Raw genomic sequence first — 19,084 nt, 5'->3', positions numbered from 1 at the left:
TCCCGCGTTGCTCCACGCAGGCCCTCGCTTTTGCGGCGCTTGCGGGTGTATGGGCCCAAGACCATGACCACCACGAGTCCCTCTTCCACGGCCGCCGCACCGGCCGCAGCTCCTTTGCCCGCCGATTGGCGCGACCTTTTCGCGCTGACCAAACCGCGGGTGATGACCCTTGTGATCTTCACGGGAATCTGCGGGCTTCTCGCCGCGCCGGAGCGCATTCACCCGATTCTCGCCTTCACGGCGATCCTCTGCATCGCCATGGGTGCCGGCGGTGCCGCCGCGCTCAACCAGTGGTGGGAAGCCGATCTCGACGCCGGGATGAAGCGCACCGCCAATCGCCCGCTGCCGCAGGGCCGCATCGATCGCACCACCGCGCGTGACTTCGCCGGCGTGCTCTGCGCCGCCTCCGTCTTCCTGATGGGCTTCGCGGTGGGCTGGCTGCCCGCGGCGATCCTGGCGATCTCCATCTTCTACTACGCCGTCGTCTACACGATCTGGCTGAAGCCGCGCACGCCGCAGAACATCGTGATCGGCGGCGGCGCCGGCGCGTTTCCGCCGCTGATCGGCTGGGTGGCGGCCACCGGGCACGTCTCGCTGATGCCGGTGCTGCTGTTCGCCATCATCTTCTTCTGGACGCCGCCGCATTTCTGGGCGCTCGCGCTGTTCGTGAAGAGCGATTACGCCAAAGTCGGCATCCCGATGATGCCGGTGGTCGCGGGCGAAAAGTCCACGCGCCGCCAGATCCTGGTTTACGCCGTGCTGCTGCTGCCTCTGGCGGCGCTGCCCTGGTGGATCGGCGGCACGCACGCGATCTACGGCATTTCGGCGCTGGTACTTTCCAGCCTGTTCCTCCTGCTCTCGATCCGCGTGGGCCTGCGCGAACGCAGCGGCCCGGAAGATACGATGAAGCCGGAGAAGCAGCTGTTCGCCTTCTCGATCGTCTATCTCTTCGCCCTGTTCGGGGCGCTGGTGGTCGATCGCTTCATCGTCCTGTGAAAAGAGGCCCCATGACCGAATCGCACATCGAACCCGGCCAGCCTGACCCGCGTAACCCGCAGGACATCCGCCGCAGCCGAAACAGGGTGCTGGGGCTCGGTCTGGCGGCTTTCGTGATTCTGGTGTTCTTCATCTCCATAGCGAAGATGAGCTGATCATGGCCCAGGGGACGGCCGGCGGGACGGCCACGGAAACGCGCAGCAACAAGCGCGTCGCGTTCATCGCCCTGTCGATGGCTGTGGGGATGCTGGGGCTGGGTTTCGCCTCCGTCCCGCTCTACCGGATCTTTTGTCAGGTGACCGGGTATGACGGCACCACCCGCCGCGTGGACGAGGCGCAGGCCGCCGCCGTGCAGGTGACAGACAAGACGATGTCGATCCGCTTCGACGCCAATGTCGAACGCGGGATGCCGTGGCAATTCAAGCCGCTGCAGCGCACCGACACGGTGACCATCGGAGAGCGCGACATGGCGCTTTTCTGGGCCAAAAACGATTCGGACAAGGTGATCACCGGCACCGCCAGCTTCAATGTGGAGCCGGAACAGGCGGCCCGCTATTTCAACAAGATCCAGTGCTTCTGCTTCACCGAACAGACCCTTCAGCCGGGTGAGGCGGTGAAGATGCCGGTGATCTATTACGTCGATCCGGGCATCCTGAACGATCCCGACAACAAGGACGTGCAGCAGATCACCCTCAGCTACACCTTTCACGTGACCGGCATCGCCGATGCGGGTGCGGACGCGAAGGCACTGGACCGCAAGCAGACAGGCGGTTAAGGCCTTACACAAGAAATAAATCACGGGGGAACGAACAGCCCCCGCAAAGATTCGAACAGGCAGATTCGAGCAACGGGGACGAAGGCGCCATGGCCGGTACCAAGAACCACGATTACCATATTCTTCCGCCGGACATCGCGCCGCTGGCGACCACTATCGGTGCGTTCACTTTCACGACCGGCATGGTCCTGTTCATGCACAAGATGCCCGGCGGCGCTTTCGTGCCGTGGCTGGGCCTCTCCATCCTGCTCGCCTCGATGTTCATGTGGTTTTCCAAGATCATCAAGGAAGCGCACGCGGGCGATCACACGCCGATCGTGCAGCTGCACCAGCGCTACGGCATGATCCTGTTCATCGCTTCGGAAGTGATGTTCTTCGTCGGTTGGTTCTGGGCCTTCTTCGACTTCTCGCTGTTCCCGTCGACCATTGCCGAGGTGGTTGGTGGCCAGTGGCCGCCCAAGGCGATCGAGGCGGTGATGGATCCGTTCGATCTGCCGCTGCTGAACACGCTGATCCTGCTCTGCTCGGGCACCACGGTCACCTGGGCGCACCACTCGCTGATCCACGGCGATCGCGACGGGCTGAAGAAGGGGCTTTGGGCGACGGTGCTACTGGGCCTGCTGTTCACCTCGATCCAGGCTTACGAGTACATCCACGCCCCGTTCCCCTTCGGCCAGAACACCTATGGTTCGGCGTTCTACATGGCGACCGGGTTCCACGGCTTCCACGTGATCGTCGGCACCATCATGCTGATCGTCTGCCTGGTGCGCGCCTACAAGGGCGACTTCACGCCGCGCCAGCACTTCGGCTTCGAAGCGGCGGCCTGGTATTGGCACTTCGTCGACGTGGTGTGGCTGTTCCTGTTCGTCGCGATCTACATCTGGGGCGGCTGGGGCCACCCGACGCACTGATCGCCGCAGGACGGCATTCGCATTATCCCCGAGGGGCAGTCGGACAGGTATCGGCTGCCCCTTTTGGTTTCTGGCCTTCCGCTTTCCTATGGGTGACCGCTTGCCCCGTATCCCGATCGTTCCGACCATTCTCGTCCTTGCCGCCGTCGGAGTGATGGTCTGGCTCGGCTTCTGGCAGCTACGTCGGCTGGACGAGAAGGAATCGCTGCTGGCCCACTATGCCGCCGCCCAGACGATGCGCGCGGAAGTCGTCTGGCCCAAGGGGGAGGCGGCGGAGAAGGATCTGCTTTACCGCCATGCGCGGATCGACTGCGTAAGCGTCACCAACCGCTCCAGCATGGCCGGTCGCAATGCGCAGGGCGAATCGGGGATGGCGCAGACGGTGCAGTGTGTGCAGGCGGATGGATCGAAGGCGCTGGTCGTGCTCGGCTGGTCGCGCCTGCCGATGGCGGAGGGCGGCTGGACCGGCGGCACGCTGCACGGTGTGATCGCGCCGGGGCCGCGTCTGGTTGCCGTGCCGGCCGTGGCGGGACTGGAGGCCAATGCCATTCCCGATCCGTCCGAAATTCCCAACAACCACTTTGCCTATGCGGTCCAGTGGTTCGTCTTCGCGGTAACGGCGCTGGTGATCTATGCGCTGGCGCTGATGAAGCGGGGGCGGAAGTAAACACGCGGTCGTTGAGACAAAGCGCAGACAAGCCCCTCTTCAAATGCCTGATCCCGTCATCCCCGCGTAGGCGGGGATCCCGCTTTTCTTTCGGCGTCCGGGTGAGAAGGAAGCGGGGCCCCCGCCTTCGCGGGGGCGACGAAGAGATGCGGGTATCGTCGCAGAACTACACGCCCCTTTAGGAATTGTTCGCGCGTCAGCCTAACGACAGGCTTTTCATTTCGCGCCCCTACGGCTAACCGCGCCCCCATGGACTATATCAGCACCCGCGGCAGCGCACCGGCGCTCGACTTCGAAGGCGCCACGCTCGCCGGTCTCGCATCCGACGGCGGCCTTTACGTGCCGCGTGAGTGGCCGCGCTTCTCGGCCGAAGAGATCGCCGCGATGGCAGGGCTGCCCTATGCCGAGCTGGCCGCGAAGATCATGTTCCCCTTCGTCGAAGGCAGTCTGACCTATGACCGCCTGCTGGAACTGACGACTCAGGCTTACGGCCGCTTCGCGCACAAGGCGGTGACGCCGCTGAAGCAGCTGGACGAGCAGCAGTGGGTGCTGGAACTGTTCCACGGCCCGACGCTGGCGTTCAAGGATGTGGCGCTGCAACTGCTGGGCCTGCTGTTCGAGGAATTCCTCGGCCGTTCGGAGCGTAACCTGACCATCGTCGGCGCGACTTCGGGCGACACCGGCTCGGCCGCGATCGACGCGGTCGCCGGCCGTGCCAAGGTCGATATCTTCATGCTGCACCCCAAGGGCCGCGTGTCCGACGTGCAGCGCCGCCAGATGACCACGGTGCTGGCGCCCAACGTCCACAACATCGCCATCGAAGGCTCGTTCGACGACGCGCAGGCCACCGTGAAGCGCATGTTCAACGACAAGGCGATGACCGACCGCTTCGCCATCGGCGCGGTGAACTCGATCAACTGGGCGCGCCTGATGGCCCAGGTGGTCTATTACTTCGCTGCCGGACTTCAGCTGGGCGCGCCGCATCGCAAGGTCGCCTTCTCGGTGCCGACCGGCAACTTCGGCGATGTCTTCGCCGGCTATGTCGCCGCGCAGATGGGCCTTCCGATCGAGAAACTGATCGTCGCCACCAACGTCAACGACATCCTCCACCGCGCGCTGGCAGAGGGCGACTATTCGCAGGGCACCGTTACGCCGACCGCCGCGCCCTCGATGGACATTCAGGTCTCGTCGAACTTCGAACGCCTGCTGTTCGACCTGAACGGTCGCGACGGCAAGGCACTGGCCGAGCAGATGGCCGGGTTCGAAGCGACCAAGGCCATGCAACTGACGAACGCGCAGCGTGAAGGCGCCGCGGCACTGTTCTCTTCCGCCCGCACCGATGCCGACGAAATGGCGCAGGCCATCCGCTGGGCCTGGGAGAACTGCGGCGAACTGATCGATCCGCACACCGCCTGCGGCCTCTTCGCCGCGCGCACTGCCGGCATCGACGCCAGCATCCCCGTCGTCACGCTCGCCACCGCACACCCCGCCAAGTTCCCCGACGCCGTCGAACGCGCCACCGGCCAGCGCTCGGGCCTGCCCGCGCGCGTCGGCGACTTGTTCGAGCGTGAAGAGAAGTGCGTCGACCTGACCGGCGACTACGACTCGATCGCCACCTTCGTGGCCCAGCACGCGAGCCCGAAAATCTGATGGCACGCCTGGAAACCCAACCCGTCATCCTCGCCGGAGAGGGCTGGGACGATTACGGCCTTGTCGATTCGGGCCACGGTCGCAAGCTGGAACGCTACGGCGACTACCGCTTCGTGCGCCCCGAACCGCAGGCAATGTGGACGCCGCGCCTTGAAAACTGGGGCGCGCACGGCGAATTCGTGCCCGGCTCGGACGAGGACGGCGGCGGCAGGTGGCAGTTCGACAAGCCGGTGCCGCGCGATGGCTGGCCGCTGGCGTGGAACGAAGTCAGTTTCACCGCGCAGTGCACGCCGTTCCGCCATCTCGGCTTCTTCCCGGACATGGCACCGGTGTGGGACTGGATGCGCGAAATGCTCGCCGGCCGCGACGATGCCAATACGCTGAACCTGTTCGGCTATACCGGCGTCGGTACGCTCGCGCTGTCCGCGCATGGCCCGGTCACCCATGTCGATGCTTCCAAGAAGTCGGTCGGCCAAGCGCGTGAGAACGCGGCGCTGGCGGAGCTGGAGGATCGCCCGGTCCGCTGGCTGATCGACGATGCCGCGAAGTTCACGGCGCGCGAAGTACGCCGGGGCAAGCGCTACGATGGCATCATACTCGATCCGCCCAAGTTCGGTCGCGGGCCGACTGGCGAAACCTGGCGTCTGGAAGAAAACCTGCCCGGCCTGCTCGCCGATTGCCGCCAACTTCTAGATGGCGACAGCAAGTTCCTGTTCCTCACCGTCTACGCCGTGCGCATGTCCTCGCTGGCGCTGGCCGGACTGATGGAAGAACTGTTCCGCGATCTGCCCGGAACCATCGAACATGGCGACCTGTCCGTGCGCGAGGACAATGATGGCCGCCTGCTGCCGACAGCAATCTTCGCACGCTGGCGCAATAACGGCTAAAGCCCGCCGCCATGACCCCCATCACCGATTCGCTCATCCTCGAAGTCGCCGATTTCGAACACGACGTCCTCACCGGGATCTACTCGGAAGAGACCGGTAAGCCGCAGCCGCTGCGCTTCACCATCCAGGTCTCGATGAAGCCGATCGACCGCTACACGCCCGATACGCCGCTGACCGAGAGCAAGAACTACATGGACCTCAAGTTCGCGGCCAGCGATGCGCTGCCGCAGGGTGTCCATTTCAAGCTGATCGAGGCGGTGGCCGATCACGTCTGCGAAACGCTGTTCCTGCAGGACGCGCGGATCGAGGCGGTGACGGTGAAGATCGTCAAGCTGGCGATTGCCGAAGCGGGCGAGAAGATCGGCATCACGCTTACCCGGCAGCGCCGTTGAGCGTGATCCTGCGCGTGGGGCCGCTGGCGGACAATCCGCTGGATGCAGCCGTGCAGTTCCATGCCGAAATCCTGCCCCGCGCCCGCGAAACGCTTTCGCATGGGCACACGCTGACGCTGGTTTTCGCCGCTGCCGATCATACCCACCGGGCCTGGCGCCTTGCTGCCGTGCAAGGGCTGGCCCGCGATCATGCGCCGGCGCGAATCAACGCGCTGGAAGGCGACGACCCATCCGCCGTCGACGCTGCGGCGATCTACTTGTCGTCGGCGGAAGGCGTGACGGGACAATTGCTGCGCATCGATGGAACGGGCGCCGGAGCAATGCTATAGCAGAGGCATGAGCGCACCAACGCCCGCACTAACGCCTCTGGTCGATCAGTTCCGGCGCCGCATCACCTACCTGCGGCTTTCGGTGACCGATCGGTGCGATCTGCGCTGTTCCTACTGCATGCCCGAACGCATGACCTTCCTGCCCAGGAAGGACGTTCTTTCGCTCGACGAACTGCACAAGCTGGCGCTCGGCTTCATCGGCCGCGGCGTAACCAAGCTGCGCCTGACCGGCGGCGAACCGCTGGTGCGGCGTGACGTGATCGAGCTTGTCCGCGCCCTTGGCCGCAAGCTGGGAGACGGGTTGGAGGAACTGACGCTCACCACCAATGCCACGCGCCTTGCGGAATTCGCGGACGATCTGGCAACGGCCGGCGTGCGGCGGATCAACGTCTCGCTGGACACGCTGGACCGTGCGACGTTCGAACGCATTTCGCGCCGCGATTCGCTGCCGCAAGTGCTGGACGGGCTGGCGGCGGCGAAGGCGGCGGGGTTGGCGGTGAAGCTCAATACCGTGGCGCTGAAGGGGCTGAACGAGGGCGAGATTCCCGACATCGTCGCCTGGGCGCATGGACAGGGCTTCGATTCCACGCTGATCGAGGTGATGCCGCTGGGCGATGTGGAGGAAGACCGCATCGACCATTACCTGCCGCTCACCAAAGTGCGGGCAGATATTGAACGGCGCTGGACACTGACCCCCAGCGATCACCGCACTGGCGGCCCGGCGCGCTATTTCGATGTGGCGGAAACGGGCGGCCGGATCGGCCTCATCACCCCGCTGACCGAGAATTTCTGCGAAAGCTGCAACCGCATCCGCGTCACCGCCACCGGGCAGCTCTACGCCTGCCTTGGCGGGAACGAGCGCGTGGACTTGCGCGCGGCGCTGCGCGGCGATGAGCCTGAGGCCGCGCTGGACGCTGCGCTCGATATGGCGATGCGGATCAAGCCCGAACGGCACCATTTCGCCATCGATGCGCGCGGCGCAGCGCCTGCGCTGGATCGCCATATGTCGATGACGGGGGGCTGAGGGTGCGGGCCAAGGTGGTGTTCCTCGGCCGTCTGGAGGATCTGGCAGGGCGCGCGGGTCACGATGTTGCCGCCGATGCGCCGCTCGACTGGTATGACGTGATCGGCTGGCTGGGCGATCATTTTCCGCCGGAACTGGCCGATGCGGTCGCCGGCGAAAAGGTGCGGGCGGCGATCAACGGCGCGCTCGTTGCGGACAAGCACATGCTGGTGCTTGCCGATGGCGACGAGCTGGCTTTTCTGCCGCCGGTTTCGGGAGGCTGAGATGGACAGCAATGTTCATCTGTTGACCGGGACTTTCGACCCTGCGGCCATGCTGACCGGCTTCACCGCTGCACTTCCGCATGCCGGCGGCGTCGTCAGCTTCCTGGGGCAAGTGCGTGCGGGAGAGGGCGTGGAGGCGCTGGAACTGCGGCATTACGATCCCCTCACGCTGCCGGCGATGCGCGATCTGGCCGTGCGCGTGCGCGGGCGCTGGGATCTGGATGGACTGCTGATCGTCCACCGCAGCGGGCAGATGGCGCCGGGCGAGCCGATCGTGCTGGTTGCCGCCGCCGCCCGCCACCGGCGGGACGCCTTCGCCGCCGCCGACTTCGCGATGGACCACCTCAAGAGCGAATCGTGGTTCTGGAAGCGGGAGAAGCGTGCCGGCGCATGGCACTGGATCGAACCGCGCGAGCAGGATTTCGAGGATATCGCCCGCTGGGGCTGACGATCGGTTTGATCCGCGTCAATGAATCGAAGGCTTCTCTTCTGCATGGCAGGCGCAGGAGGCCATCGCCATGTCACAGCGTCTCAGCCAGCAGCAAGTCCGTGAACTGATCGTCGAAACGCCGGCATTGCCGGAACAGCCTCTGGCCCGCGCGATGGACCGAAGTTTCGGGCTGCCGACGGGGCTCTATGCGGCCACGGTAGCGCTTTACCTCGCCTTTATCGGCGTCATGGCCGGGCTGTTCCTCAATCCGGAACTGGCCATTCCCATGGTGATCTTCGCCAGCTTCGTGATCTTTGCCTTCGGTCTTGCCGGCTGGTGGACGTGGATGAAGCCGGCAAACGACAGCGCGCCGCCCAGCTGGGCGCGGTTTCGCGCAGAAGGAATAGAAACTCCAAGCGGATGGCTGACGGCCGGGGAGGCGACCGTTCAGGTCCTCCTCCTTCCTGTGCTGATCCTGGGATGGGGACTGGGCGTTGCCCTGATCGTCGCCTTGACCTGATTTTCCGGCCCCCGCCGGGGGGCTTCTCGGGCCGAAAATCGGTATCGCTTGGATACCCCTCCCTCTGCAACGGGGGAGGGGTTTTCGTTGATGCGGGGCGGTTCAGTTACCCAGCCGGGCGTCCAGTCCGGAAACGACGGCGTCTTGCGCGTCCACTTGCGCCTGCACTTTTCCGCGTGCCGCATCGATGCTTTGCGCTGTGGGCGATTCCCGGTCGGGCGAGGCGTCGCGCGCGGCCGCGAACATCGTGTCCAGTTCCGCCAGCGCGGCGATCGCGGGATCGCGGCTTGCCTGCAGCGTGGAGACGGCCACTTGCGCGTTCAGCCACGAATCGCTGCCTTTCGATCCGGCCGCGGCAACCGCACGCTCGGCAGCCGGGCGCTTCGTGCCGAATGCGCTGTCCGCTTGTCCGGCCGTGGTGAGAATACCGTCGATGCGGCTGACGAGGTCCGCGCTTGGCGGTGGCAGCGGGGCAACCGCGTCGGCAGGATCGGGCGCGACCGGAGTGGCCCGCTCTACCGGACGGTAGGCCAGCGAGGGATATTGGCTGGCCGAGGAACAGGCGGCGAGACCTGCAGCGAGGAAAAGCGGCAGCAGGCGGGCTTTTGCGCGGATCATCCCCGTGCCATAGCACGCGCGCCGATAATCGCGAGCGGCAATCGCATGAGGCAGGCGCACGAAACAGGCGCATAAGTAGGGCCGAAGGCGACGGGCGCGATACACGCGCACTCGCCAGTTGCCTGACTCTTGCCTATAGGCGGTGGCGCATCCGGTATCCGGTCATGCAAGAGTCGCATTTCTGCGGCTTAGGGCCAAGTTCCTGCCCACGCTTTGGCAAAGTCCTTGGTTGACACGAATCAGCCGTTGCACTAACGGCACCCACTCTTTCCGGTACCTCGTTCGTGACGGGGGATCGGCGCGTCGCCCGCAAGGCTCCACGGTTCCTCGTCGGACCTGAGCGGCCGGGGCAAGTTTGTTTCGGCCCATCACGGGCACACATAGAGATTAGGTAAGGGCACCATGTTCGCAGTTGTGCGCACGGGCGGCAAGCAGTACCGGGTTGCCGCCGGAGACAAGATCGCGGTTGAAAAGCTGGCTGGTGAAGCCGGTGAGACCATCACCCTGGGCGACGTTCTGCTCGCTGGCAAGGACGGCGAAGTCGTCGACGCCGCAAAGATCTCGGTTTCGGCCGAAATCATCGCGCAGGCCAAGAGCGAAAAGGTCGTGGTGTTCAAGAAGCGCCGCCGCCACAACTATCGTCGCAAGAACGGCCACCGCCAGCAGATGACTCTGCTGCGCATCGTGTCGGTCGCCTGAGCCAAGATCGGAAGGACTGAACAATGGCACATAAGAAAGCTGGCGGTTCGTCGCGTAACGGTCGCGACTCTGCAGGCCGCCGTCTTGGCGTGAAGAAGTTCGGCGGTCAGGAAGTGATCGGCGGCAACATTATCATCCGTCAGCGCGGCACCCGCGTGTATCCGGGCGTGAACGTAGGCATGGGCAAGGATCACACCCTGTTCGCCACCGCCGAAGGTCGCGTGCGCTTCCACGATGGCAAGCAGGGCCGTAAATACGTCTCCGTAGACGTAATGGCAGCAGCCGCCGAATAATCGGATGGTCGATAAAAGGGCCATCCCTGCGGGATGGTCCCGCCGATCCTCACGGGTCGGCTGAACGAGGGAGAGGGGCCAGCCCGTCTCCCTCTTTTCGTGTCTCCCTCACTCACGGCTCGCGATCCGGCGGACGTGAATCTCGCGCATTTTTCCGTAAAATGTGCCTGATTTCCGCCAATTGACCGCGCGCGTAATCGCAATGTCACGCGTCCTTCCTATGAAGGCAGCGGGGCTGATGAGTGGAGATACACTATGTTCATTCGCAGCGAACGCCTGTTCCTGCGGCCAGGCTGGCCCGAGGATCGGGACGAGCTTCTGGCGCTGGTTGCCGACGAATCCGTCGTTCGCAACCTTGCACGCGCACCCTGGCCCTATACGGCCGACGATGCCCGGCGCTTCCTCGACATGCCGCAGGATCATTTCCTGCCGCGCTTCCTGATCACTCACCCCGGTGCCGGCGGCGCCCGGTTGCTGGGCTGCATCGACTTGTCCGAAATGCATGGCGAGGCCAATCTCGGCTATTGGATTGCGCGCGAGCACTGGGGGCAGGGTTTCGCCAGCGAGGCGGCCCGCGCCGTGCTGTCTCTGGCGCGCTCGATCGGTCACAAGCGGATCGTCGCCAGCCACTTCGTCGACAACCCGGCGTCCGGCCGGGTGCTTGAAAAGGCGGGCTTCGCGCGCACCGGCCGAATCGTCGAGCGGTTCAGCCAGGGCCGCGGCATGTCCTATCCGTCGCGTGAATATGCGCTGGAGTTCGACGCCCCCAGCGATTGCGACGACGATTCGGGCAATCGCGGCGCGTCTTCCGCCCGAATGTCCCCTGCGCGGCTGACGCCCCGCCGCCGGGCTGCGTGATTCGCCGATGGCGGGACGGGACTCTACGGAGCCTGTCCCGCAGCGGAATTTAATCCGCACCCAGCATGACCGTGCGTGAATGGTGGAATGCCCGGATTTGGCGGCGGCGGAAGGACGGCGCATCGCAAAGTCCGTGCAACGCGGGCCCGCATCATGCATGGTGAGGCTGCGGGACAAAAACAACGGAGAACCGTGACATGTTCGTCCGCACGGAGAGGCTCTTCCTCAGGCCCGGTTGGCCCGAGGATGTCGACGAACTGCTGGAGGCCATTTCGGACGAAGCGGTGCAGCGCAGTGTCGGCGTCAGCACGCTGCCGCGCACGGCGCAGGCCATGCGCGATTACCTGACGCTGGATCGCGATCCGCGTCTGCCTCATTTCTTCATGTACTTGCGTGCGCCCGACAGACCGCGGCTGGTGGGCGGCATCGGCCTGGGTCGGTTCGGCGACGACGTGGAGATGGGCTACTGGATAGCCCCGGCCTATCGCGGCAGGGGCTATGCGCGGGAAGCGGTGCGTGCCCTGTTGGAGCAGGCCCGCGCGTTGGGCCATCGCCGCGTGCTCGCGAGCTATTTCGAGGAAGCGCCGGCGACGCGGAGCGTGCTCGAATCGACCGGCTTCAACGATAGCGGAGAGTATCGAGAACGCTTCAGCCAGACGCGCGGCGCACCGATTCGTGCGCGTATCTATGTCGCGGCGCTGGGCGGAGACGGCGATTCACGGCACGCGCCCGATCAGGCGCCAGTCAGTTGCCTGGGATAGGCACGATGCCTCGGATCAGGCCTCGTCGTCAGGCTTCAGCCAGGCGGGCCTGAGTGCGGGATCGATATCCTCCACGCGCAAGTGGTCGATCGCGAAACCGAGGTCGGGATAGGCCACGCGGCGGCGCTTCTCGTCCGATCGCGCGAGCGGTACCACGATCAGGCGGCGATTGACCTTCTGCCGCCAATTCATCCGCGCGGTATTCTCCTGCCCGACATAGCAGCCCTTGGTGAAGCTGACGCCGTTCAGTTCCACCGCATTGCATTCCAGCCAGAGCGTTTCGCCCTCACCCAGTTCGGCGCGGCCTTCGGGCACGCCCATGCGCAGGCGATGCGCGCGCCAGGCGGCATCGGCGCCGGGTTCGTGCTCGGCCGGGTCCATCTCGTCGATACGGCCAACCCAGCGTTCGCCAAGGGCATGAAGGCGCGGATCCGGCGCGGCGCCATCGCCCACATGCGGGCGCCAGTGGACCGAGAGCCGCTCGTCCCGCGCGATGTCGATGGCGCGGCGCAAGCGATACATCGACAGGCGCTTCACCAGCGCATCGGCGTGTTCGGCCTCGCAGTCGATCAGAAGGTCCTTGCCTGACGGCCAGACGATGAAATCGAACAGCGCCTTGCCCTGCGGGGTGAGCAGCGCGGCCCAGCAGGGCAACTGCGTCCTGACGTCAGACGTCACCAGTCCTTGCAGGAAATCGGCGACATCTTCTTGCGAATCGGGGCGGGGAGAAAGCCGGATCACGGCGCGGTCGAACAGGCGGCTGGCGGTCATGGCCGTTAAGTGGGGGAACCGGCGCCCGCGTGCAAGACACTGGATTCGGCAAAAAAGCACCAGTTCCGCTAACAGGGACGAAAGGGCGCGGACGATCAAGACCCGGCGCGGCGGCCGGTTCATGGGCAGGATGACGGCTTTTCCACTTAGTGGAACAGTTCAGTCGAAATTATCCCGATTTCCCGATAGCCCTTCGCGGGCTATCCCACTTTTCAAGAATTCCACTTCTCTTCCAAGGATACCTGAGATGACCGGACGCATTGCCCACCCCAAGGTCGAAAAGCTGATCGTCGATCGCTGGTCGCCGCGCGCCTTCGACGGCAGCGAGATCCCGCAGGAAGACCTCGACGTGATCTTCGAAGCCGGCGGCTGGGCGCCTTCTGCCTATAACGTGCAGCCCTGGACCTTCCTCTATGCGAAGAAGGGCGATGCCAACTGGGACCTGTTCCTCTCGCAGCTGATCGAGTTCAACCAGGGCTGGGCCAAGGATGCCTCGGCGCTCGTCTTTGTGGTTTCGGACAGCCAGATGCGTTCGGACAAGGGCAATTCGAACAACCACAGCCACAGCTTCGATGCCGGCGCGGCATGGGCGCTGGCAGCCCTGCAGGCGCAGGCGCTGGGCTATCACACCCATGGCATGACCGGCCTGAAGTTCGGTGAGGCCGAGGCTGCGCTGGGCATCCCGGCCGATCACCGCCTGGAAGCCGCCTTTGCGATCGGCAAGATGGGCGACAAGGCCTCGCTTCCCGAATTCCTGCAGGAGCGCGAAGTGGCCAGCAACCGCAAGCCGGTGGCGGAGATCGCCAAGGCCGGCAAGTTCGCCTGAATGAAGATCGCCTGATTTCCCCCCCATCAGGCTGAAGGCGCCCCGTCCTCCTCCCTCGCAAGGGGCGCTTCAAGAACCCGGTCCGCTTTCCTCCCGGCGGACCGGGTTTTTTCGTGCCCGGATCAGAACCCGATCTTGACGCCCGTCATGACCCGGTTGCTGACAACGCCGCCCGGCATCGTCACCGAATCCATGTGAACATCGGCAACAACGCCCGGCGCGATCTGCCGTTCGGCGCGGCCGAGGCCTTCGGTCACTTTGTAGGTATCCGGCAGCTCCCGCAGGCGATTCGCCTCGGGATCGGGCGCGCAGACCACGATCTCTCCCGGGCGGCCTTCGGGGCAGCGGCGGGACACGACCACGATGCCGTTCCGTTCGGAGGTGCGCAGCTGGGCGAGATCGAACGCGTCGAGCGTCTGTTCGGCGGCGACGGGCGGAGGGGCAGGCGCATCGGCGGTCGGCATCAGGGTCGCACTCCTGCTGTTCGGCGTCGAACCGGATGGGAGCAGACAACCATCTGATCGTGGCCGATTTGCGGCAGGAGCGTGACGCCGTGCCGCACGTGACAGCGCGACTTGTCCGCCACAAAGATCTCCCGCGTGGATCGCCCGGCGCAATGGGCTATAGGCGCACCGGTTCTTGCAAGGAGGTTGGCGCGGCGGTGGCGTTGAGCAGCATTATTATGACCCAGGCCGGCGGCAAGCGTCGCTTCGCCCCTTTGCGTGCGGCACTGGGCGCGCTTTTCGGGATCGCCATGGCCGGCGCGCTGACGCGGTTGCTGGAAAGCGGGTACGATCCGGCGCTGCCGTTCCTTGTTGCCCCGCTGGGCGCATCGGCGGTGCTGGTCTTCGCGGTGCCGGCCAGTCCGCTGGCCCAACCCTGGCCGGTGATGGGGGGTAACCTGCTTTCGGCCGTGGTCGGAATCGCGGTGGGCAAGCTGGCCGGCGATCCCTGGCTGGCGGGTAGCCTTGCCGTGGGGCTGGCCATCGCGGCCATGACCGCGACCCGCAGCCTGCATCCGCCGGGCGGGGCCTGCGCGCTGCTCTGTGCCCTGGGCGCAACCGGAACGCCGGCGTGGGGCTGGGAGCATCTGCTGCCTTTCGCAGTCAACGTGGTGACGCTCTGCGCGGTCGGCTGGATCTACAACAACGCCACCGGCCACGCCTGGCCGCACCATGCGCCCCCCGTCGCGCATCAGCCGGGCGAGCCTTATACGCGCGCCGATATCGAGGCGCTGCTGGCAGAGTGGGATGAGACGCTGGACGTCGATGCAGACGATCTGGATGCGTTCGTGCAGGAACTGCTGAAGCGAGGGAAAAAGCCGGCCTGATCGGTGCTCAAGCCGCTGGGGCCGCGGTGCGGCGGCGCTTCAGCAGATCCCAGCAGAACACGGCGATCGCCACCCAGATGAACAGGAAGCACACGAGCTGCGAGGATCTTAGCGGCTCGTTGAAGGCAATCAGCCCCATCAGGAACACGCCGGTGGGAGTCACGAACTGGATGAAGCCCAGCAGGGAGAAGTCCAGCTTCCGCGCCGCGCTGGCGAACAGCATCAGCGGGATTCCCGTGATGGGCCCGGCGAAAGCCAGTAGCAGATCGATCCGCAGCGACGATCCCATCGAGAGGCCGGCGGCGCTGTTCGCCTGCCAGATCAGCATGCCGATGGCCGGGACCGTCAGCACCATCGTCTCCACCGTCAGGCCGGGCAGCGCCGTCACCGGCGCCAGCTTGCGCGTCAGGCCATAGCCGCCGAAGCTGAGCGCAAGGCCGGCGCTGATCCACAGCGTGTCCAGCGCATCGCGCGCCAGCATGGCAACGCCGATCGCCGCAAGCCCCACCGCCAGCCATTGCAGGCGCGACAGCTTCTCGCGCAGGAAGATGGTGGCTGCCAGCACATTGACCAGCGGGTTGATGTAATAGCCGAGGCTGGCCGCCAGCACGTGCCCGCTCATCACCGCGATGACGTAGATCGACCAGTTGATGCCGATCAGCAGACCGCTCAGCGCCAGTGCGGCGACGATGCGCGGGTTGGCCAGCGCAGTACGCAGTTCGCTGCCCTGCTTAAGTACGGCGGTCATCACCAGGCAGAACGGCAGCGTGAACAGGATCCGCCAGGCCACGACCTCGAAGGCTGCGACTGCGTGCAGCAGCGCAAAATAGAGCGGGAACAGGCACCAGACGAAATAGGCACCCAGCGCTTGCGCAAGGCCGCCGGAGCGGCGGGGGGGAGTCGGCTGCATTATAATCGGGCCCCGAGGCGGAAAATCGAGCCGGTTCGATAGGGGGGCGGGCCAACAGCGGCAAGCGGTTCGTCGCATTCTGCCCTTCGCCTTGTCGATATTGGCAATTCTGACGACCGCGTTGCAGTGTGTTCAGGTTCAGCGTCTTAAAGATGAATGCATGCAGCGGAGACCGGGTTGCGACTGCCCTCCGCCAGACTGAAGGAGAATGACAATGCGTGCACTGACCAAGGCCACCGCCCTTGCCGCTGCCGCCGTCGCCACCGTCTCGCTGGCGGGTGCGATGCCGGCCAATGCGGCTCCGACCTTCCATGCAGCCAGCGAATTCGTGGCGCCGGGGCAGGAGACCAATGCCCATAGCCGCCAGCGCTATTCGCGCGACGATTACCGTCGCGGCTACGGTTATCGCGGCGGCTATCGCGGCGAGCCGGTCTATCGCGACACCCGCGTGTGGCGGGGCGACAATGGCCGCTATTACTGCCGCCGCCAGAACGGCACGACCGGCCTGCTGATCGGCGGCGCGGCGGGTGCCCTGCTGGGCCGCGAGGTTGACCAGCGCGGCGATCGCACGCTCGGCACCGTGCTGGGCGCAGTAGGCGGCGCGCTGCTGGGCCGTGAGATCGATCGCGGCGGTTCGTCCTGCCGCTGATGCCAGCGCACCATACCCCCTTTCCCCGCGCTGACGGCGAAGCGCGGGGAAGTCCGCCTGACCCCCTGGGGACCGGGTGGAGAGGGCGTCCGCGGCAACCCCGCGGGCGCCCTCGACACGTTGGCAACACGTTTCCGCCGCGCCTTAAGCATTGGCGCGCGACTATTCCCGCTTTGGCACAAGCGCCTGATCGGAGGCTTCTCACCCTTGTCTTTCGGGGCAGCCGGGGGGAAGGCTTGCGCGATAGTCGTTGAAAATCAGCAGTGCGGGCCGCGATTCTCCCGCCGCCGGGGTCGGAAAGGGCCGCCATGAACAAAGCTTCTGCAAGCGCCGTGGGCATGATGCTCGCCGTAACCGTGGTCCTCGCCGGGTGCTCGAAGGCGGGCAAGACCGAAGCCGACAAGACGCAGGCCGCGCTGGGGGACGAGATCGTAGTCGATCCCACCATGACCGCCGAAAGCGGTGCGGCCGGGGCGGAGAAGGGCGTGGTCCTCTCTCCCGACAGCCGTTCGCCGCAGGCTATCGAGGCCACGCGCAAGGCGGCGGCCGATCTGGCCGGCGAGCTGCGCGAACTGCCGGCACCGGTAAAGGGCAGCGCATCGCAGCTTTCCGAAATCGCCGCTGCCGCCGCGCAGGCCACGCCCGCTGCCAAGGCGGCGAAGACCGATTGCACCACCAAGGTCCAGTACGGCCGTGACTGGGCGCAGAAGCTGCCGGCCGAACTGCCGCTCTATCCGCGCGCCGCCGTGCAGGAAGCGGCGGGCACCGACAGCGACGGTTGCGCGCTGCGCGTGGTCAGCTTCGGCACCCCGGTCGCCCAGCAGGACGTGATCGGATTTTACCGCGCGATGGCGCTGAAGGCGGGTTACTCGGCCGATTACCGTCTTGATGGCGGCGATCAGGTGGTGGGCGGCAAGAAGGGCGGGCAGGCCTATGTGGTCTTCGCGCGCAAGCAGGCCAACGGCGTGACCGAAGTGGACCTGATCACCAGCGGCCACTGATCCTTATTTGAGGCCGACCCCGATCATCGCGCGCGGCTGTTCCATCTCGCCCGAGGCGACCGGATAGGCGCAGTAATCGGCGGCGTAGTAGCCGCTGGGCCGGTGGTTGCCGGAAAGGCCGATACCGCCCATCGGCGCCGAATGGCTGGGGCCGGTGGTGGTGCGGTTCCAGTTGATGATCCCGGCGCGCACATGCGCCCAGAAGCGGTTGTAGTCCTGCGGGCTGCCGCCGATCAGCGATGCCGCCAGACCGAAACGCGTGTTGTTGGCCTCGGCAATCGCCTCGTCGAAATCGTCGACGCGGACCACTTGCAGGATCGGGCCGAACAGTTCGACGTCGGGCCGGTCTTTCAGCGCGGTGGTGTCGATGATCGCCGGGCTCAGGAACGGCAGGTCGTCATGCTGGCGAACCAGGTGCTTGATCGCCTTGCCGCCATTGCTCAGCAGATAGAGGAAGCTTTCGGAAAGCCCGTCGGCCGCGGCATTGTCGATCACCGGGCCCATGAACGGGGCAGGCTCGTCGAACGGCGCGCCGACGATGATGCGATCGGCCAGCGCCTTGATCTCGGCCATCATCGCATCATGGATCGATGCCTTGACGATCAGCCTGCGCGCTGCCGTGCAGCGCTGCCCGGCGCTGGCGAAGGCGGATTGCACCACCAGCGCGGCGGCGTCCGTCACCTTGGGCGTATCCCAGAGCACGATCGGATTGTTGCCGCCCATCTCCAGCGCGACGACCTTGTCCGGACGCGTGGCAAGGCGGCGGTTGATCGAGATGCCGGTGTTGGCGGAGCCGGTGAACAGCACCCCGTCCACGCCTTCATGTGCCACGAACTCCTGCCCTTCCAGCGGACCGCCGATGGCAAGCTGGACGACGCCGGCGGAAATTCCGGCGCGGTGGAAGCAGCGGGCGAGCAGTTCGCCGGTGGCGGGGGCCTTCTCGCTCGGCTTGAAGATCACCACGTTGCCCGCAATCAGTGCGGGCACGATGTGGGCGTTGGGCAAGTGCGCGGGGAAATTGTACGGACCCAGCACCACCATCACGCCATGCGGCTTGTGGCGTACGGCCATACTGCCCTGCAAGGCGCTGTCCAGCTTTCGCTGGCTGGTCCGTTCCGCATAGGCGCGGATCGAGACTTCGACCTTGGCGACCACCGATTCGACTTCGGCGCGGGCTTCCCACAGGGGTTTACCCACTTCGCGGGCGATCAGGTCTGCCAGCGCCTCGGCTTCCTTGCGCACTTCGTTGGCGAAGCGGCGGACCAGTTCCATGCGCGTGGACAGCGGCTGCGCGGCCCAGGCCGGCCATGCACGGCGGGCGCGGTCGACCACGTCGTTCACGTCGCAAGGCATCCCGCGCCAGATCTCCGCGCCCGTTGCCGGTTCGCAGGAAACGATCTGTTCAGCGCTCACAGTATCGACGGGTCCTCGTTTGTGGTTGCCCGGAAGGGCGGGAAGCGGGGCCTTGGTTGCGGTTGTGGCTGCACCGTGCATGACGGGGTCTGTCCGTTGCGGGTAGATCAA

The 19,084-nt window shown here is 65.6% G+C and carries 26 protein-coding genes; 21 read left to right on the top strand and 5 right to left on the bottom strand.

What is annotated here, in order from left to right:
- Window positions 1–63: 63 nt before the first annotated feature.
- The 13 genes from ACZ1JV_RS24885 (at window position 64) to ACZ1JV_RS24825 (ending at window position 8,844) form a co-directional block, all read left to right on the top strand.
- Entirely contained in the window at window positions 64–996 is a 933-nt protein-coding gene (locus ACZ1JV_RS24885; RefSeq protein WP_465150965.1) for a heme o synthase, read from the top strand.
- A gap of 11 nt (window positions 997–1,007) precedes the next feature.
- Complete coding sequence (locus ACZ1JV_RS24880) at window positions 1,008–1,151, top strand: hypothetical protein (RefSeq protein ID WP_465137153.1); 144 nt, start codon at window positions 1,008–1,010, stop codon at window positions 1,149–1,151.
- Between the two features lie 2 nt (window positions 1,152–1,153).
- Window positions 1,154–1,771 (top strand): cytochrome c oxidase assembly protein, encoded by a 618-nt coding sequence (locus tag ACZ1JV_RS24875; protein WP_465150964.1) that lies wholly within the window; start codon window positions 1,154–1,156, stop codon window positions 1,769–1,771.
- An 89-nt stretch (window positions 1,772–1,860) separates the two neighbouring features.
- Complete coding sequence (locus ACZ1JV_RS24870; RefSeq protein WP_465137155.1) at window positions 1,861–2,682, top strand: cytochrome c oxidase subunit 3; 822 nt, start codon at window positions 1,861–1,863, stop codon at window positions 2,680–2,682.
- Between the two features lie 100 nt (window positions 2,683–2,782).
- Window positions 2,783–3,349, top strand: coding sequence for an SURF1 family cytochrome oxidase biogenesis protein (locus ACZ1JV_RS24865; RefSeq protein WP_465150963.1), 567 nt, complete (start codon window positions 2,783–2,785; stop codon window positions 3,347–3,349).
- 249 nt (window positions 3,350–3,598) lie between these two features.
- Window positions 3,599–4,999, top strand: a complete 1,401-nt coding sequence (gene thrC, locus ACZ1JV_RS24860; RefSeq protein ID WP_465150962.1) for a threonine synthase — start codon at window positions 3,599–3,601, stop codon at window positions 4,997–4,999.
- Window positions 4,999–5,886, top strand: coding sequence for a class I SAM-dependent methyltransferase (locus ACZ1JV_RS24855; protein ID WP_465150961.1), 888 nt, complete (start codon window positions 4,999–5,001; stop codon window positions 5,884–5,886). Before thrC ends, ACZ1JV_RS24855 begins: the two co-directional genes overlap by 1 nt.
- A gap of 20 nt (window positions 5,887–5,906) precedes the next feature.
- The gene (locus tag ACZ1JV_RS24850; RefSeq protein WP_132390624.1) at window positions 5,907–6,278 is read left to right on the top strand and encodes a dihydroneopterin aldolase; all 372 of its coding nucleotides are present in this window, start codon (window positions 5,907–5,909) and stop codon (window positions 6,276–6,278) included.
- Between the two features lie 2 nt (window positions 6,279–6,280).
- A complete protein-coding gene (locus ACZ1JV_RS24845) occupies window positions 6,281–6,607 on the top strand; it encodes a Rossmann fold domain-containing protein (protein WP_465152648.1) in 327 nt (108 codons plus the stop codon).
- Between the two features lie 7 nt (window positions 6,608–6,614).
- Window positions 6,615–7,631 carry a GTP 3',8-cyclase MoaA gene (gene moaA, locus ACZ1JV_RS24840; protein ID WP_465150960.1) on the top strand — a complete coding sequence of 339 codons (1,017 nt, stop codon included), beginning with the start codon at window positions 6,615–6,617 and terminating at the stop codon, window positions 7,629–7,631.
- A 2-nt stretch (window positions 7,632–7,633) separates the two neighbouring features.
- Window positions 7,634–7,894: a MoaD/ThiS family protein gene (locus ACZ1JV_RS24835; protein ID WP_465150959.1), complete on the top strand. Its 261-nt coding sequence runs from the start codon at window positions 7,634–7,636 to the stop codon at window positions 7,892–7,894.
- 1 nt (window position 7,895) lies between these two features.
- A complete protein-coding gene (locus ACZ1JV_RS24830) occupies window positions 7,896–8,342 on the top strand; it encodes a molybdenum cofactor biosynthesis protein MoaE (RefSeq protein ID WP_465150958.1) in 447 nt (148 codons plus the stop codon).
- A gap of 70 nt (window positions 8,343–8,412) precedes the next feature.
- On the top strand, window positions 8,413–8,844 hold the full coding sequence (locus tag ACZ1JV_RS24825; protein WP_465150957.1) for a hypothetical protein: 432 nt from the start codon (window positions 8,413–8,415) through the stop codon (window positions 8,842–8,844).
- Between the two features lie 102 nt (window positions 8,845–8,946).
- Here the strand turns inward: ACZ1JV_RS24825 and ACZ1JV_RS24820 are convergent, their stop codons facing one another.
- On the bottom strand, window positions 8,947–9,462 hold the full coding sequence (locus tag ACZ1JV_RS24820) for a hypothetical protein (protein ID WP_465150956.1): 516 nt from the start codon (window positions 9,460–9,462) through the stop codon (window positions 8,947–8,949).
- A 402-nt stretch (window positions 9,463–9,864) separates the two neighbouring features.
- Between ACZ1JV_RS24820 and rplU the strand changes: the two genes are divergently transcribed.
- From rplU to ACZ1JV_RS24800, 4 genes are all read left to right on the top strand, one after another.
- Entirely contained in the window at window positions 9,865–10,161 is a 297-nt protein-coding gene (gene rplU, locus ACZ1JV_RS24815; protein WP_465137165.1) for a 50S ribosomal protein L21, read from the top strand.
- A gap of 23 nt (window positions 10,162–10,184) precedes the next feature.
- The gene (gene rpmA, locus ACZ1JV_RS24810; RefSeq protein ID WP_395330454.1) at window positions 10,185–10,454 is read left to right on the top strand and encodes a 50S ribosomal protein L27; all 270 of its coding nucleotides are present in this window, start codon (window positions 10,185–10,187) and stop codon (window positions 10,452–10,454) included.
- A 255-nt stretch (window positions 10,455–10,709) separates the two neighbouring features.
- Complete coding sequence (locus ACZ1JV_RS24805) at window positions 10,710–11,312, top strand: GNAT family N-acetyltransferase (protein WP_465150955.1); 603 nt, start codon at window positions 10,710–10,712, stop codon at window positions 11,310–11,312.
- Window positions 11,313–11,509: 197 nt separating this feature from the next.
- Entirely contained in the window at window positions 11,510–12,073 is a 564-nt protein-coding gene (locus tag ACZ1JV_RS24800; RefSeq protein ID WP_465150954.1) for a GNAT family N-acetyltransferase, read from the top strand.
- A gap of 15 nt (window positions 12,074–12,088) precedes the next feature.
- Here ACZ1JV_RS24800 and ygfZ read toward each other — a convergent pair whose 3' ends face one another.
- Window positions 12,089–12,844, bottom strand: a complete 756-nt coding sequence (gene ygfZ, locus ACZ1JV_RS24795; RefSeq protein WP_465150953.1) for a CAF17-like 4Fe-4S cluster assembly/insertion protein YgfZ — start codon at window positions 12,842–12,844, stop codon at window positions 12,089–12,091.
- A 247-nt stretch (window positions 12,845–13,091) separates the two neighbouring features.
- Between ygfZ and ACZ1JV_RS24790 the strand changes: the two genes are divergently transcribed.
- Window positions 13,092–13,670 (top strand): nitroreductase family protein, encoded by a 579-nt coding sequence (locus ACZ1JV_RS24790; RefSeq protein ID WP_465150952.1) that lies wholly within the window; start codon window positions 13,092–13,094, stop codon window positions 13,668–13,670.
- 122 nt (window positions 13,671–13,792) lie between these two features.
- Here ACZ1JV_RS24790 and ACZ1JV_RS24785 read toward each other — a convergent pair whose 3' ends face one another.
- Window positions 13,793–14,134: a hypothetical protein gene (locus tag ACZ1JV_RS24785; protein ID WP_465150951.1), complete on the bottom strand. Its 342-nt coding sequence runs from the start codon at window positions 14,132–14,134 to the stop codon at window positions 13,793–13,795.
- Between the two features lie 218 nt (window positions 14,135–14,352).
- On the opposite strand from ACZ1JV_RS24785, the gene ACZ1JV_RS24780 reads away from it, so the two are divergent.
- Entirely contained in the window at window positions 14,353–15,000 is a 648-nt protein-coding gene (locus ACZ1JV_RS24780; RefSeq protein WP_465150950.1) for an HPP family protein, read from the top strand.
- A 7-nt stretch (window positions 15,001–15,007) separates the two neighbouring features.
- On the opposite strand, the gene rarD is transcribed toward ACZ1JV_RS24780, so the two are convergent.
- Window positions 15,008–15,910: an EamA family transporter RarD gene (rarD, locus tag ACZ1JV_RS24775; RefSeq protein ID WP_465150949.1), complete on the bottom strand. Its 903-nt coding sequence runs from the start codon at window positions 15,908–15,910 to the stop codon at window positions 15,008–15,010.
- A 214-nt stretch (window positions 15,911–16,124) separates the two neighbouring features.
- Between rarD and ACZ1JV_RS24770 the strand changes: the two genes are divergently transcribed.
- Both ACZ1JV_RS24770 and ACZ1JV_RS24765 read left to right on the top strand, forming a co-directional pair.
- The gene (locus ACZ1JV_RS24770; RefSeq protein ID WP_465137173.1) at window positions 16,125–16,559 is read left to right on the top strand and encodes a glycine zipper 2TM domain-containing protein; all 435 of its coding nucleotides are present in this window, start codon (window positions 16,125–16,127) and stop codon (window positions 16,557–16,559) included.
- Window positions 16,560–16,867: 308 nt separating this feature from the next.
- A complete protein-coding gene (locus ACZ1JV_RS24765) occupies window positions 16,868–17,560 on the top strand; it encodes a hypothetical protein (protein WP_465150948.1) in 693 nt (230 codons plus the stop codon).
- A gap of 3 nt (window positions 17,561–17,563) precedes the next feature.
- On the opposite strand, the gene ACZ1JV_RS24760 is transcribed toward ACZ1JV_RS24765, so the two are convergent.
- Entirely contained in the window at window positions 17,564–18,973 is a 1,410-nt protein-coding gene (locus ACZ1JV_RS24760) for a succinylglutamate-semialdehyde dehydrogenase (RefSeq protein ID WP_465150947.1), read from the bottom strand.
- Between the last annotated feature and the right edge of the window lie 111 nt (window positions 18,974–19,084).

The sequence above is a fragment of the Novosphingobium sp. BL-S-19 genome (assembly GCF_055521675.1).
This window is presented reverse-complemented; position numbering and strand designations above follow the sequence as displayed.